14 protein-coding genes and 1 pseudogene are annotated in these 13,537 nt (G+C 67.5%); 3 read left to right on the forward strand and 12 right to left on the reverse strand.

Annotated elements, in window-relative coordinates:
- Positions 1-104: 104 nt before the first annotated feature.
- From ACYQ6W_RS15390 to ACYQ6W_RS15405, 4 genes are all read right to left on the reverse strand, one after another.
- Complete coding sequence (locus tag ACYQ6W_RS15390) at positions 105-791, reverse strand: hypothetical protein (RefSeq protein ID WP_459676539.1); 687 nt, start codon at positions 789-791, stop codon at positions 105-107.
- A 79-nt stretch (positions 792-870) separates the two neighbouring features.
- Positions 871-1,095, reverse strand: a complete 225-nt coding sequence (locus ACYQ6W_RS15395; protein ID WP_459676540.1) for a hypothetical protein — start codon at positions 1,093-1,095, stop codon at positions 871-873.
- Positions 1,096-1,296: 201 nt separating this feature from the next.
- Positions 1,297-1,620, reverse strand: a complete 324-nt coding sequence (locus ACYQ6W_RS15400) for a helix-turn-helix domain-containing protein (protein ID WP_459676542.1) — start codon at positions 1,618-1,620, stop codon at positions 1,297-1,299.
- 363 nt (positions 1,621-1,983) lie between these two features.
- Entirely contained in the window at positions 1,984-2,691 is a 708-nt protein-coding gene (locus ACYQ6W_RS15405) for a helix-turn-helix transcriptional regulator (protein ID WP_459676544.1), read from the reverse strand.
- 77 nt (positions 2,692-2,768) lie between these two features.
- Between ACYQ6W_RS15405 and ACYQ6W_RS15410 the strand changes: the two genes are divergently transcribed.
- Positions 2,769-3,173: a VOC family protein gene (locus ACYQ6W_RS15410; protein ID WP_459676546.1), complete on the forward strand. Its 405-nt coding sequence runs from the start codon at positions 2,769-2,771 to the stop codon at positions 3,171-3,173.
- 6 nt (positions 3,174-3,179) lie between these two features.
- On the opposite strand, the gene ACYQ6W_RS15415 is transcribed toward ACYQ6W_RS15410, so the two are convergent.
- From ACYQ6W_RS15415 to purB, 3 genes are all read right to left on the reverse strand, one after another.
- Complete coding sequence (locus ACYQ6W_RS15415) at positions 3,180-4,208, reverse strand: hypothetical protein (protein ID WP_459676547.1); 1,029 nt, start codon at positions 4,206-4,208, stop codon at positions 3,180-3,182.
- A gap of 48 nt (positions 4,209-4,256) precedes the next feature.
- Positions 4,257-5,744, reverse strand: coding sequence for an exopolysaccharide biosynthesis polyprenyl glycosylphosphotransferase (locus ACYQ6W_RS15420; RefSeq protein WP_459676549.1), 1,488 nt, complete (start codon positions 5,742-5,744; stop codon positions 4,257-4,259).
- 69 nt (positions 5,745-5,813) lie between these two features.
- A complete protein-coding gene (gene purB, locus ACYQ6W_RS15425) occupies positions 5,814-7,163 on the reverse strand; it encodes an adenylosuccinate lyase (RefSeq protein ID WP_459676551.1) in 1,350 nt (449 codons plus the stop codon).
- A gap of 89 nt (positions 7,164-7,252) precedes the next feature.
- Here purB and ACYQ6W_RS15430 point away from each other — a divergent pair, with 89 nt between their 5' ends.
- Positions 7,253-7,882, forward strand: a complete 630-nt coding sequence (locus ACYQ6W_RS15430; protein ID WP_459676552.1) for a TerC family protein — start codon at positions 7,253-7,255, stop codon at positions 7,880-7,882.
- 50 nt (positions 7,883-7,932) lie between these two features.
- Positions 7,933-8,410: pseudogene (locus tag ACYQ6W_RS15435) on the forward strand (nuclear transport factor 2 family protein).
- 66 nt (positions 8,411-8,476) lie between these two features.
- On the opposite strand, the gene ACYQ6W_RS15440 reads toward ACYQ6W_RS15435, so the two are convergent.
- The 5 genes from ACYQ6W_RS15440 to ACYQ6W_RS15460 all read right to left on the reverse strand — a co-directional run bounded on the left by ACYQ6W_RS15440 (position 8,477) and on the right by ACYQ6W_RS15460 (position 13,537).
- Positions 8,477-9,454, reverse strand: a complete 978-nt coding sequence (locus tag ACYQ6W_RS15440) for a malate dehydrogenase (RefSeq protein ID WP_459676554.1) — start codon at positions 9,452-9,454, stop codon at positions 8,477-8,479.
- 130 nt (positions 9,455-9,584) lie between these two features.
- Positions 9,585-10,550: a sensor histidine kinase gene (locus ACYQ6W_RS15445; RefSeq protein ID WP_459676555.1), complete on the reverse strand. Its 966-nt coding sequence runs from the start codon at positions 10,548-10,550 to the stop codon at positions 9,585-9,587.
- An 86-nt stretch (positions 10,551-10,636) separates the two neighbouring features.
- Positions 10,637-11,413: an ABC transporter ATP-binding protein gene (locus ACYQ6W_RS15450; protein WP_459676556.1), complete on the reverse strand. Its 777-nt coding sequence runs from the start codon at positions 11,411-11,413 to the stop codon at positions 10,637-10,639.
- The gene (locus tag ACYQ6W_RS15455) at positions 11,410-12,195 is read right to left on the reverse strand and encodes an MlaE family ABC transporter permease (RefSeq protein WP_459676558.1); all 786 of its coding nucleotides are present in this window, start codon (positions 12,193-12,195) and stop codon (positions 11,410-11,412) included. Before ACYQ6W_RS15455 ends, ACYQ6W_RS15450 begins: the two co-directional genes overlap by 4 nt.
- 64 nt (positions 12,196-12,259) lie before the next feature.
- Entirely contained in the window at positions 12,260-13,537 is a 1,278-nt protein-coding gene (locus ACYQ6W_RS15460) for a flavin monoamine oxidase family protein (protein WP_459676559.1), read from the reverse strand.

Raw genomic sequence — 13,537 nt, forward strand, 5'->3', positions numbered from 1 at the left:
TGCTGGCCCCGGAGAGGCCGAGGCGGCTGTTTCCACCCGTAGACGGATGGAAACAGAGCGCCCCGGCATGCGCGCTGCCCCAGGCGTTCGAGACGGCCGCGCTGTCAGGTCACCGACCAGTTACCAGACGCATCGTAGGAGACGTTGAAGGCGACCTTGCCCTGGGTTGCATCGCAGAGCGCGGCCGCGACCGAGCTGGTCGTGAAGTTCATGACGCTGCCGGCGACATAATCACCGACGGCGACGTAGTATTTGAGGATGGGCTGCGCGTCGATATTGGCGGCGGGGCTGGCCAGCACGAAATTCGACAGCACGAAGCTGCCGTTGCCGAGCTGCACGGCGGAACCCGCGAAATAGTTGTTGGCATTGGCATTGTAGCTCGGCGTGGTGATGCGGAAAGCTCCTGCCTGGACGCCGGGGGTGAATTTCGGCGCGCTGAGGCCGAGCCCGCCAGAGGTCGATATCGCCATCAGTGTCGAGTTGTTGGTCGGCGTGCCGTCCGCAAGCGTCAGGTCGATTGGCTTGGTGGCCGTGCCATAGCCGGAGCTCTGCCCGACAGGCGGCACGGCATTGTCGGACTGCTGCACGCCGGCGACGAATTGAATGTTCGCACGGAAGGTCAGCGAGCCACCGCCGCTGACAGGATCGTTGTAGGGTGCGAGCGCCGCGCTGTAGAGGCTGTTGGAATAGGGCTTGACGCCGCCCGTGTATTTCGCGGGCTCCTGGAAGAAGTAGAAGCTGTGATTCTGCGTGCTGTTGTTGATGACATTGATGGTGATGAGCGTCGACATTGGCTTGTCCTCGAAATGGCGCAGGATGCGCCGGTGTTTTCTCTGCGTGTGGAACGTGCGACTGGACGAATAGGGCGCCCTAATCCACGACCGTGACGTTGATTTTCGGCTTGGTACCGTGCGCCACCGTGCTCGGCGGCAGATAGGGGGCGGTGGGCCCTGCGGGCGTCACCTTCACCTTCTTGTCGTCCTCGACATAGGTGAATTGATTGGCGTCGAAACCTGCCTTCCTGACGTCCTCTTTCGCATCAGCCGCCGTCAGCTTGGCTTCATCGATCCGCTCGAAGATATAGTACGCAACCATGACGCATGTCCTTTCGGTCGCCCGGCCTCTTAATCTTCTCTTTTTTTCTACGAAATGAAGGCTTGTCACCGCAATAGAGGCCTGGACGTTTGGTTCTTTTCATTCCGCGTCCTCGTTCTATCAGCGCGTTCGTTACGAATAAAGTACGTTTACTTGCGCGGTGCGCAAGTTGCGCTCACCCTCATGCACCTAGCGCAATTTCTACTCCGCTTTCACGATCTCCGCTCTTATGCACTCCGCGAGAGCATAGAAGGCCGCAACGATTGATGGCGGCAAATTCTCTAGGTCAACGATTTCATCTGGATTCTTCGAAGCCAGCGTATCGCGCCGATGCTGATCCATGCTGCCACGGCCGAGAATCAGCCAATCCAGCGAGATATCCAACGCCTCGCAAAGCTTGATGGCATGATCAAGGGAAAGACCGGCGCCTTGCTGCCAGCGGCTGACAGCGCTTTCATTCACACCAAGCTGCGACGCAAGCACAATCTGTTTCCGGATGCCTCGAGCAACCATGGCCGTCTGCAACCGCTCCCCCCGTGTTGACATGCAGCACCCGTTAAGAACGCTTTTTCTTCTTCAGAACGGAGAGCGCAAAAACAGTCAACAGGCCAAGACAGACCCAATGCCTTCAGATATAGAGAAACGGTTCGTTCAAGAAACGAGATACATAAGACGGATGATGCCATCGGCAGTCGACCTCGTTGCGAGACATCGTTAACACCGGAGTTGCAGCACAACACGCTCGCTCCTGTTTTCCGCAGGAGTCTGCCGATTTGCCTCGGCGCTGATGACAGCTGAACCGGTCCTGTACGGTGCCGACAGGCCGTGCGGCAGTCGCAGAGCTGCAACATAAAATGGGGCATCTGGGGACTGTGAGCGGCCCGATCGTTACGGTTTGATGGGCCGCGCCGCGCGGCGGAGGGCAAGATGGCGCTGCCATTCGGCGCGCAGAACGGCCGGGCGCATGCTGTGCCGTTCCTCCAGGAAGACGGCGTCGACGATGCGATCGCTGCGAAAGCTACGGAAATCCTGCCGGGTCTCGCACCAGCCCGCCACCAGCCGCACCGCCTCGGCATAGCCGATGACGACCGGCCAGATGACGCGCTCGCTCTCTTTTCCGTCCTGATCGCGGTAGCGCAGGCGGATCTTCCGCCCCTGGCGGATCCAGAGACGCGTCCGCGCCATGTCGATGCGGTCGATGCTCTGCTCCAGCGGCGGCAGCGGCCCGGTCGCCGGATCGGTGATGACGGCTTGCAGATGTCCGGGCAGAACCGCGTTGAGCTTGGCGATGAGATCCCGCGCCGCCTGCGCCAGCACCGCATCGCCGCGCTCCGCGACCCACTGCGCGCCGAGCATCGCCGCCTCCAGCTCATCCGGCGTCAGCATCAGCGGCGGCATGTCGAAATCCCGGCCAAGCAGATAGCCGATGCCCGCCTCACCCTGGATCGGCACGCGCTGCGCCATGAGATCGGCCATGTCCCGATAGACTGAACGGGGCGAGATCTCGAGTTCGGCCGCCAGCGCCTTCGCCGTGACCGGCCGGGAGGACCGCCGCAGGATCTGGATGATCTGAAACAGCCGGTCGGCGCGGCGCATCGAAAGCCCTCACTGCTGACACCATGCTGTCAGCAGCACCGGCCTAGAACAAGCAGGCCATTCCTGGGAGCACACAGATGCCGACCTTCGCCTCCACCCGTCTCGTCACGACGGACATCCATCGCCTGGTGGATTTCTACGCCAAGGTCACGGGGCTGACCCCGCTCTGGCGCGCGCCGGTTTTCGCTGAACTTCCGAGCGCGGGCGGCACGCTCGCCATCGCCGCGGCGGAGACGCTGGCGCTGTTCGGGGACCTTCCGATCGTCCCCGGCACCGCCGGCTCGGCTATCATCGAATTCCGCGTCGCGGAGGTGGACGCCGAAGCAGCCCGGCTCGCCGCCCCGGGCCTCCCTGTCCTGCAGCCGCCGACCACCATGCCCTGGGGCAACCGGTCGATGCTGCTGGCCGACCCGGACGGCCGGCTCGTCAATCTGTTTACACCCGTGACGGCGGAGGCGCGGTCCCGGCTGGGCGAGGCGTGAAGCGCGCTAGATCCGACGGCGCTGCCGCTCGGTGAGCCCAGCCACCAGCAGCGCCATCAGCGTCAGCATGCCGCCCATGTACCAGATGAAGCCGCCGAGGAACGGGTCCTCGCCCGGGATCACGCCATGCAGCGGCTTGCGGGTCAGGACCAGCGTCCGGTCGTCCACGGCGTAGCCCTGGCGCCGGAAGAAGGCCTCGACCTCGGGCCGCGGCCCGCCGTCCGACAACACGCCTTCGATCGCGCCGGGCGGATCGGGGATGTCCTGCGGGCGGTGCAGGTCGGGAAAGGTTTCGTCCTTCTCCAGAAGAGCGATCGGGCTGCCCGGCGTCCAGGCCTCCGGCACCAGCGGCGTATAGTAATCCCGGTAGGGCGTGCCGCGGATGGAGTAGTCGCGCTGCATCGCGGCTTCCATCACAGGATGCGCGCCGAGGACGCGCACCCAGGGCGTGGCACCTTCTGGAAGCAGGGGGGCAGATCCGCCGAGCATCACCGGCCGAAGCGGCTGTCCGGCATCGGCACTGGCGCTGCGGGTAACATAGAGGTTGACGGCAGCGGTGCCCACCAGCAGCACGGCCGCGACGATCAACGCCGCGTTGCGGCGGCGGGTCACCATCCGCCGCCTGGCCCCGTCATCCATCCCGTTCCAGACCATGCGCGCGCGGGCCGCGGCCTCGCTGCGGGACATCATGGCGAGCCGCATCAACTGGTTGTAGCGCGCGACCGCGGGGCTTGCGGGCGAGAGGCGGCCCGCAATCCTGCCGAGCAGGGACGGGCCCCAGAAAACGACCACGGCCCCAAGAAGCGCGCCGAGCACCAGGCTGGAGCCGCCGAAGGCCGCCCGCTGCCAGTCCAGCAGAAAGGCGCAGGGCCCGCGATCCGACACCACGCCCCAGACGACGAGACCATAGGCGCCGAAGAACCAGGCGTAGAGTGCCAGGGTGAAGAGCCGGCTGCCGCGCTCAACCGGCGGACCAGCCGCAGGTGCCGGCCGGGCGGGCCGCGGCCGCGGCCGCGATGTCTTTGGATGATGCATGCCGCCATTTGCCGATGTTTGACGGCGCATCGCAAGAACGGCGCGGCTCTACACTCCCTCGCCACGCCACATGGCGCGCAGCGTCAGCGCCAGGATGCGCAGATCGAGCCAGAGCGACCAGTGCGCGATGTAATGCAGATCATGCGCGACACGCTGGCGGAGCTTCTCCGCCGTATCCGTCTCCCCGCGCCAGCCCTGCACCTGCGCCCAGCCGGTCATGCCCGGTTTCACCCGATGGCGCGCCGCATAGTCCGCTGCCGCTTCGGCGAAGGGGCGCCCCGCCGCACAACTGCCGAGCGCATGTGGCCGTGGCCCGACGAGGGACATGCTGCCGCCGACGACGTTGAGCAGCTGCGGCAGTTCATCCAGGCTGCTGCGCCGAAGAACGCGGCCGAGCGGCGTCACCCGCGCATCGCCCGCCACGGTCTGCCGCGCGCCCGCGGGGTCGCTGGCCTCGCGCGTCATGGTGCGGAACTTGCGCACCTGGATGATGCTGCGGTTCAGCCCCAGACGCGGCTGCACGAAGAGCGCAGGCCCCGGGGAACTCAGCCGGATCGCGACGGCGATCGCGAGCATCAGGGGGGCCGCCATCAGCAGCAAAGGCAGGCCGAGGGCCAGATCCTCGGCGCGTTTGACGACGGCGGCGCGTCCGGCGATGGGCCGCTCCTGAAGGTGCAGGAAGGGCAGACCGCCGAGGGGCGAGAGCCGGGCCGGTGCGGCATAGAGCCGGGCGATGTCGGGCGCGAGCCAGATGTCCAGCGCGAGCCCTGCCATCACGCGCATGAGGGCGGCGATGGAGCGGTCCGCCCGCTGCGGCAAGGCCACCAGCAACAGGTCGGCCTCCCCTTGCGCCACCGTGCGGCGCAGTGCAGCGAGGCCCTGCAGCCGCGGCCAGCCGGCGGGCGGCGCGCCCGCCTCCTCCCACCGCGTCAGAATGAGCGCGCCCGCAATCTCCAAGGCGGGGCCAGGTCCCCCGCGCGCCAGGGCGCGGGCCAGGCGCGCGGCCCCTGCGGCATCGCCCACCACCACCGCCCGGCGCGCGGGCGGCGGGCTCGTCTGGCGCGCGGGGAAGGCTGCGACCGTCGCCCGGGTGAGCGCGAGCAGAAGCGGTGCCGTCACCGCCCAGGCAAAGAGCCAGTTGCGGTTGCTGGCGAGGATGGCATCCGCTTCCGGGGGGGCGCCGGCCCCAAGATGGAAGCTCATCACCTGCTCCCAGAAGAGCAGTGCCAGCAGCAGCAGGGCGAAGGCATGGGCGAGGCAAAGCAGCGCCTCCACGCCCCGAGCCGGCTGCGCCCCCTGCCCCGTCACGCAGCGACGGTGCAACAGCAGGACGGCGAGGCCGGCGGTGACCAGAACAACCACCAGCTCGCGCGGGGTATGGGCGGCATGACCCGCGGGATTGAGCCCCCGGCACAGCAGGCCGGCACCGGCGACGGCCACGAAATCGGCCGCCGCCACGACCACGGCAGGATGGGGCGCGGAGAGACGGTGCGGGTCGGAACCCGTCAGGACGGCATCGAGGCTGCGACGCGGCATGGTCCGCCCGGCCTCCTTTTGGCTCCGCGTCTCTCCGCTGCCCCTTTATATTTTCGTTTCGTTAACGAATCAAGCGGCTGGGCCCGCCTCGCCGAAAACACGGGTATAGAGGGCGTCCAGCGCCTTCAGATGCATGCGCGCGTCCATCGCCTCGTCCAGCACGGCGGCGGGAACGCGGCCTGCGACCTCGGGGTCCGCATCGAGGTTTTCACGGAAGGAGCGGCCTTCCGGCCTGCCGAGCTTCGTCCATGTCTCCATCGCGTTCTTCTGGACGATGCGATAGGCGTCCTCCCGCAGGATGCCGGCCCGGGCGAGCGCCAGCAGAACCTCGCCGCTATGCACGACGCCGCCTAAGGATTCGATATTCGCGGCCATCCGCTCGGGGTAGACGAGCAGCTTGTCCATCATCGAGGCCAAGCGCTGCAGGGCGAAGTCGAGCGCGATGGAGGCGTCGGGCGCGAAGACCCGCTCCACCGAGGAATGGCTGATGTCGCGCTCGTGCCAGAGGGCGACGTTCTCGAGCGCCGGCACCACGGCCGCGCGCACCACGCGGGCGAGGCCGGTGATGTTCTCGCTCAGCACCGGGTTGCGCTTGTGCGGCATGGCGGAGGAGCCCTTCTGCCCGGCATGGAAGAACTCCTCCGCTTCACGCACTTCCGAGCGCTGCAGGTGGCGGACTTCGACGGCCAGACGTTCGATGCCCGAGGCGACGACGGCCAGCGCCGAGAACCAGGCGGCGTGGCGATCCCGTGGGATGACCTGGGTTGAGACAGGTTCGGCGGCAAGGCCGAGCTTCTCGGCGACGTAATCCTCCACCCGCGTGTCGAGATGGGCATAGGTGCCGACGGCGCCCGAAATCGCGCAGGTGGCGATTTCGCGCCGGGCCGCGACAAGGCGCTCCCGGTTGCGGGCGAATTCAGCGTAGTGCCCGGCCATCTTCAGGCCGAAGCTGGTGGGCTCGGCATGGATGCCGTGGCTGCGGCCGATGGTCAGCGTGTGCTTGTGGGCGAAGGCCTGCTTCTTCAGCGCCGCCAGCACGGCATCGACATCGGCGATCAGGATGTCCGTCGCCTGGGTCAGCTGCACCGCGAGGCAGGTGTCGAGCACGTCCGAACTCGTCATGCCGAGATGGACGAAGCGGCTGTCCGGACCCACACCCTCTGCGAGCCAGGTGAGGAAGGCGATGACGTCATGCCGCGTCACGCTCTCGATCTCGTCGATCTTCGCGACGTCCGCCTCGGTCATGGCGGCGAGCATCGGCGCACCCCGCTCACGGATGGTGCGGGCCGCTTCCTCCGGCACGGCGCCGACCATGGCCATGCCCTCGGCGGCCAGGGCCTCGATCTCGAACCAGATGCGGTAGCGGTTGATGGGCGCCCAGATGGCGGCCATTTCCGGCCGGGAATAACGAGGGACCATGATGATATCTCCGGGAAAGCGGCTCAGGCGCCGCCCTAACCCCGGCGGCGGACATTGACAAGCATGGCCTGCCCTTCAGATGAAGGGAAATGACCGAAGCAACCCTGCTTTCCCAAATTGCCGCCCTCGCCCAGGTGCTGATGATCGACCTGGTGCTGGCGGGAGACAATGCCGTCGTCATCGGCCTCGCCGTCGCCGGCCTCGCCCCCCATCAGAAGCGCATCGCCGTCCTCGCCGGCATCGGCTTCGCCGTGCTGGTGCGCATCGGCATGGCATTGGTAGCCCTTAAGCTGCTGGCGATCGTCGGCCTGACCCTGGCGGGCGGCATCCTGCTGCTCTGGGTCTGCTGGAAGATGTTCCGCGAACTCCGGCACAAGGCCGCTCATGCCGAGGACGGCACGGCCGCGGTGACAAAGACGCCGCTGCAGGCGGCGATGCAGATCGCCCTCGCCGACATCTCGATGAGCCTGGACAACGTGCTAGCGGTCGCAGGTGCTGCGCACGAGCATCCCTGGATCCTGGCCCTCGGCCTGCTGATTTCGGTGGTACTGATGGGCGTGGCCGCCAGCGTCATCGCGACACAGCTGGAGAAGCGCCGCTGGATCGCCTGGGCCGGCCTCGCCGTCGTGCTCTTCGTGGCGCTGAAAATGATTTGGGAGGGCACCCACCGCGTGCTGGAGCATTTCGGCTATCTGCCGCTCAGCCTCGCTGCGGGGTGAGGCTGCATTTTAGGGTGGGTTCCGAAGCGCACCCACCCTAGGAGGTTCCAATGACCGATGCCCCACGCCCGCCCCTGCCCCCTTTCACGACGGCCGAGGCCGCCGCGCAGAAGGTGCGCAGCGCCGAGGATGGCTGGAACAGCCGCGACCCGGCACGGGTGGCGCTCGCCTATACCCCCCGACAGCCAGTGGCGGAACCGCGCCGAATTCATCACCGGGCGCGCCGAGATCGAAGCTTTCCTCACCCGCAAATGGGCGCGCGAGCTGGAGTACCGGCTGATCAAGGAACTATGGGCCTATACCGGCAACCGGATTGCCGTGCGCTTCGCCTATGAATGGCACGACGACAGCGGCAACTGGTTCCGTTCCTACGGCAACGAGAACTGGGAATTTGCTGAGAACGGGCTGATGCAGCGGCGGCTCGCCTGCATCAACGATTTGCCGATCGCGGCGGCCGAGCGGAAGTTCCACTGGCCGCAGGGCCGTCGCCCGGACGACCATCCGGGCCTGAGCGACCTCGGGCTCTAACCCCTTGGGCGCCGTGGGGTGAACTGTGTTCCGCAGCCCACCCGAGCAGCCTGTGTGTATCGTGACTTACTTTCCGAGCGCGCCGGAAATCTCGTCCTGCAGTTCCTTCACCGTCACCGCGATCTTCTCGGCGGTGAAGCTGTCGATCTCCAGGCCCTTCACACGCTCATACGTGCCGCCCGCGCAGGTCACCGGCACGCCGGCGACGATGCCTTCGGGAATGCCGTAGTCGCCATCGGACGGCACGGCCATCGAGACCCAGCCGCCGTTCGTGCCCTGCACCCAGTCACGCATGTGGTCGATCGCGGCATTGGCGGCGGAGGCCGCCGAGGAGGCACCCCGCGCCTCGATGATGGCGGCGCCGCGCTTGGCGACGGTCGGGATGAAGGTGTCGCGATACCAGGCCTCGTCGTTCACCATCTTCGGCAGGCTCTGGCCGCCGGAGGTCGCGAAACGCCAGTCGGCGAGCATCGTGGGGGAATGATTGCCCCAGATGATCATCTTCTCGACGGTCGAGACCGGCACGCCGGCCTTGGCCGCCAGCTGCGATAGCGCGCGGTTGTGGTCGAGCCGGACCATCGCGGTGATGTTTTCCTTCGGGAAATCGGGCGCGAAGGCGGAGAGGATACCGGCATTGGTGTTGGCGGGGTTGCCGACGACCAGCACCTTCGCGTCGCGTTTCGCGTTCTCGTTCAGCGCGCGGCCTTGCACCTTGAAGATCTCGGCATTGGCCGTCAGCAGGTCGGCGCGCTCCATGCCCTTCGAGCGCGGACGCGAGCCCACCAGGAAGGCGGCATCGGCGTCGCGGAAGGCGGTTGCCGGGTCGTCGGTGATGACGACATCCTGCAGCAGCGGGAAGGCGCAGTCTTCCAACTCCATCACCACCCCGCGCACCGCGGCCTGCGCCTGCGGCAGGTCGAGCAGCTGCAGGATGATCGGCTGATCACGGCCGAAGACGTCGCCCTGGGCGAGGCGGAAGAGGAGCGCGTAGCAGATCTGGCCGGCAGCGCCGGTGACGGTAACGCGGGTCGCGGGACGAGACATGTGAGCGTCCTATGTTCTTCACAGAGAGCCGCTGTATGCGCCGGAAACGGCCGCTTTCCAATCCGCATAACGGATCGGTGTCATCGCGCGGCTGCGACCCAGTCCTTCGCGCAACGGGCAGGCCGCCGCGTCAGAAGCGGATGCGGCAGTGCACGCCTTCTGCCGCGTAGGTGATGGTCACCGCCCCACCGTATTGCGCGAAGGCGGACTGAATGAGCCGGGAGCCGAAGCCTTTTCCCGCGGGGTTCGCCACCGGCGGCCCGCCGATTTCCCGCCACTCCACCTCGACATGGCTTCCGCCCCGCCGCCAGCCGATTTCGACGCGGCCTTCGGGCACCGACAGGGCGCCGTATTTCACTGCATTCGTCGCGAGTTCGTGGAGAACCAGGGCGAGCGCCGAGGCGACACCGCCGCCGATCGGGATCATCGGCCCGGCAAAGAGGCAACGGTCATGTCCGAAGGGGGCGAGGACACGCGCGAGCAAGGCGTCGAGTTCCATCACCCGCGCTTCCTCCGCGCAGGACGGATCGAGCGTCAGCGCCGCGGACAGCGCCTCCATCCGGCCCCCGAAACTGTCGAGAAACTCCGGCAGGCTCTCCGTCTGGCGGGCTGTCTGATGGGAGATCGCAACGACGAGGCCCATCAGATTGCGCACGCGATGGCGCATCTCCTGCGCCAGCAGCACCGCCCGCTCCTCCGCCGCCTGTTGCCGGTCCACCAGGCTGCGCAGCACGGCGGCAATGACCAGAACGACGCCGCCCACCAGCAGGAAGCCAAGGATGTGGGGGACGATTCCCTCGGCGACGAAGAAGCTGAAATAGGGCGGCAGCCAGAAATAGGAGGCGATGACCGCGCCGACGAGCAGCGTGGTGAAGCCCGACAGCGGGCCGCCCCAGATCGCGGCGACCAACACGGCCGGGAAGAGCGTAAAGAAGGGCCCATTGGACTGCAGCAGCGGGATCAGAATCCGATGTGCGCCGAAGGCGAGCAGCAGGCAGACGGCGGCCAAGACCTGCCCCTGCCAGACGCTGCGGATGCGCCGGGGAAGATAGCTCAGCCAGTCTCTCTTCGCGCGCAGGCGCGGCTGCTTCAGCATGAAGCGGTCCGAATGTTCGACTTCATCAACGTTTCAGCCTACCGGCTGCAAAGCCAGGTGGAAAGCGCGGCCGCGGAGCCGTTCGCTCAGCGCCGCAATTCCATCTGGATCGGGCCTTCGCGCCGTCCGTGGGTAAACTGATCGACGATCGGATTGCCGGAGTCCATGAGATCGGCCGACGGGCCTTCCCAAATGATCCGGCCGCGATGCAGCATAGCGGTGCGGTCACCGATGCGGCGGCAACTCGTCATGTCGTGGGTGATGGCGATCGCCGTGCTGCCGAGCCGTTTCACACAATCAACGATCAGGCCGTCGATGACGGCGCCCATGATCGGGTCCAAGCCGGTCGTCGGCTCGTCGAAGAACATGACGGCCGGCTCCGCTGCAATGGCGCGCGCGAGACCCACGCGCTTCTGCATGCCGCCCGACAGTTCCGACGGCGCGAGATCGCCGACGCGAGCGTCGAGGCCGACCTGCTGAAGCACCTCCTCGGCCCGGCGATGAGCGGCATGACGCGGCACGCGGCCCTTGGCGATGAGACCGAAGGCAACGTTGTCCCGCACCGTCAGACTGTCGAAGAGCGCGCCGTTCTGGAACAGCATGCCTATGTCGCCGCGCGCCTCTTCCCGCGCCCGGCGGCCGAGCGACAGGATGTCCTGCCCATCGATTTCGATGCGCCCTTCGTCAGGCTCGATGAGGCCGAGGATGCATTTCAGCAGCACCGATTTGCCGGTACCCGAGCCGCCGATGACGACCATGGAGGTGCCGCGAACGACGTCGAGGTCGACGCCGTCCAGCACCTGCTTCTCGCCGAAGGCCTTGCGCAGGCCCCGGATACGAATCTTGGGGGTATCGCCGCTCATCGCGTGAAGAAGACCTCGGTCATGACGTAGTCGAGCGCCAGGACCAGAACCGAGGCCATGACGACGGCGGAGGTGGTGGCGGAGCCCACGCCTTCGGCGCCGCCCCGGCTGCGATAGCCGTGGAAACAGCCGGACAGCGCGATGACGAAGCCGAAGACCATCGCCTTGGCGAGGCCGAGCGTCACGTCGTCCGTATGCAGTGCGGCAAAGCTGTCCGTGATGTAGCTCGGCCCATTGAAGCCGAGCTTGACGGTGCAGACGATGAAGCCGCCGAGGATGCCGAGAATGTCAGCGACGATGACGAGCAGCGGCATGGCGATGATGCCGGCGAGCAGCCGCGGCGCGACGAGATATTTCATCGGCTTGGTGGACAGGGTCTGCAAGGCGTCGATCTGGTCCGTCACGCGCATGGTGCCGAGTTCGGCGGCCATCGCGGCGCCGGCACGGCCGGCCATCATCAGCGCCGCCAGCACCGGGCCGAGTTCGCGCGTCACCGACAGCGCGACGATGGTGGCCGTCTGGGACTGGGCGGCGAAGCGGGCGAAGCCGGTATAGGACTGGAGCGCGATCACCATGCCGGCGAAGATCGCGGTCAAGGCCACCACCGGCAGGGACAGGAAGCCCATGGAGAGCATCGCCCGGCCGAAGAGCCGCGGGTAGAAGGGGGGCAGGACGATGTTCACAAGGCCCTCGGCCGCGAAGATGGCCAAAGCCCCCGCCGATCGAAGGGAGGAAATCGCCCAGCGGCCGATGGCGGCCACGGCGTTCAGAAGAGCGTTCATGCGTCCAGATAGACAGATTGGCGGCGGCTGCCCAGAGCCGGCCGGATGAAGAGCGCGGGCGACCTCATCTCAAGCCCGCGAGGAGGCGCGCAGCCGCACGCCGGCCGTCCAGCACGGCGCCGCCCACCGTGCCGGCCGTCCCATCCGTGCGGCAGGCTTCCCCCGCGAAGAGCAGCCGTCCCTCGCCCACCGGCTCGGCGAGCCGCGCCCGTGCCGTGGTGGCACCCGGACGCGCATAGCTATAGGCGCCCCGGTGATGCGGGTCCGTCGCCCATGTTGTGGTGAAGAGGCCGTCTGCGGCGAAGAGGCGGTCAGCGTCGGCCCCGAGCATGGCGCACCATTCGGCGCGGAACAGCGCCTCGGCAGCCGCCGGTTCCTCGGCCACGGCCCAAGCCGCGTCGCCACCCACGAAGGCGATGACGTGGTCCGTGCCGCGAGGCCAGGCGATGAGGCTGAGGAGCGGGCTCTCCAAGGTGTCGCGCTTGCGGAAGAGATGGGTGTGGTCGCCGATGCCGCCGCGAGCCTCGCCCGCCGCCCGCAGCACGATCTTGCTGAGCAGGCCCATCGGCAGATCATGGATGGCCTGGGCGGTCGCCGCCGGCAGGGCGGGCGTGAACCGCAGGTCGCCCGAGGCCAAGACGCCGGTCGAGACGGTGACGATCACCTGCGCCGCGGTCACGACCCCCTCCGGCGTCTCGATGCGGATCTGCGGGCCGCTCCAGTCGATCGCCGTCGCCGGACAGCCGAGGCGGATCGGCCCGGCGAGCGGCAGGAACAGATCGAGCAGCAGGCGCCCGAGGCCCTCGGGCGCCATGAGGTTGAGACCGTCGAGCTGGTTGAGACGGAAATCGGCCAGGCTGAGATACGGCGCGTCCACGGACTGGATCAGGCTCGCCTCCCAGGCTTCGATGGTCGGCGCCCAGGGGTTCTCGTGGCGAAAGGGGCCGATGGCCGTCGCGAGATCCGTGTCGGGCGCGGCCGGGTGACCCATCACGATCGCATCCCACTGTGCGGTCGCCGCCTCATAGGCGGCATGCTCGGCAGCCGTCGCCTCTCGGCTGCCCACGAACATGCGGCTCGCATTGCGGAAGGCTTCGGTGAGCGGAATGCCGGCGGCCTCGGCCATCGGCACCAGCGGATTGTGCTCCGCCATGTGGATCCAAGCCGCGCCTTCATCCAGCCAGGCACCGCCGAGCGGCGCGGGCCGCGTGGTGCGGGCGCGGCCGCCCGGCTGAGCGGCGGCTTCCAGGATCAGGGTGTTCCGCCCGGCCGCCCGCAGGGCCGCGGCCGCGGCAAGCCCTGCCGCGCCGGCCCCCAGGATCGCGACATCAACCTCGGTCAT

The organism is Acidisoma sp. 7E03 (genome assembly GCF_054665075.1).

Coding starts and splice junctions, on each gene's coding strand:
- ACYQ6W_RS15445 (WP_459676555.1), bottom strand. CDS start 10,550: ATGCTGAAGCAGCCGCGCCTGCGCGCGAAGAGAGACTGGCTGAGCTAT.
- ACYQ6W_RS15410 (WP_459676546.1), top strand. CDS start 2,769: ATGCCGACCTTCGCCTCCACCCGTCTCGTCACGACGGACATCCATCGC.
- ACYQ6W_RS15430 (WP_459676552.1), top strand. CDS start 7,253: ATGACCGAAGCAACCCTGCTTTCCCAAATTGCCGCCCTCGCCCAGGTG.
- ACYQ6W_RS15455 (WP_459676558.1), bottom strand. CDS start 12,195: ATGAACGCTCTTCTGAACGCCGTGGCCGCCATCGGCCGCTGGGCGATT.
- purB (WP_459676551.1), bottom strand. CDS start 7,163: ATGGTCCCTCGTTATTCCCGGCCGGAAATGGCCGCCATCTGGGCGCCC.
- ACYQ6W_RS15415 (WP_459676547.1), bottom strand. CDS start 4,208: ATGCATCATCCAAAGACATCGCGGCCGCGGCCGCGGCCCGCCCGGCCG.
- ACYQ6W_RS15395 (WP_459676540.1), bottom strand. CDS start 1,095: ATGGTTGCGTACTATATCTTCGAGCGGATCGATGAAGCCAAGCTGACG.
- ACYQ6W_RS15440 (WP_459676554.1), bottom strand. CDS start 9,454: ATGTCTCGTCCCGCGACCCGCGTTACCGTCACCGGCGCTGCCGGCCAG.
- ACYQ6W_RS15460 (WP_459676559.1), bottom strand. CDS start 13,537: ATGACCGAGGTTGATGTCGCGATCCTGGGGGCCGGCGCGGCAGGGCTT.
- ACYQ6W_RS15420 (WP_459676549.1), bottom strand. CDS start 5,744: ATGCCGCGTCGCAGCCTCGATGCCGTCCTGACGGGTTCCGACCCGCAC.
- ACYQ6W_RS15450 (WP_459676556.1), bottom strand. CDS start 11,413: ATGAGCGGCGATACCCCCAAGATTCGTATCCGGGGCCTGCGCAAGGCC.
- ACYQ6W_RS15405 (WP_459676544.1), bottom strand. CDS start 2,691: ATGCGCCGCGCCGACCGGCTGTTTCAGATCATCCAGATCCTGCGGCGG.
- ACYQ6W_RS15390 (WP_459676539.1), bottom strand. CDS start 791: ATGTCGACGCTCATCACCATCAATGTCATCAACAACAGCACGCAGAAT.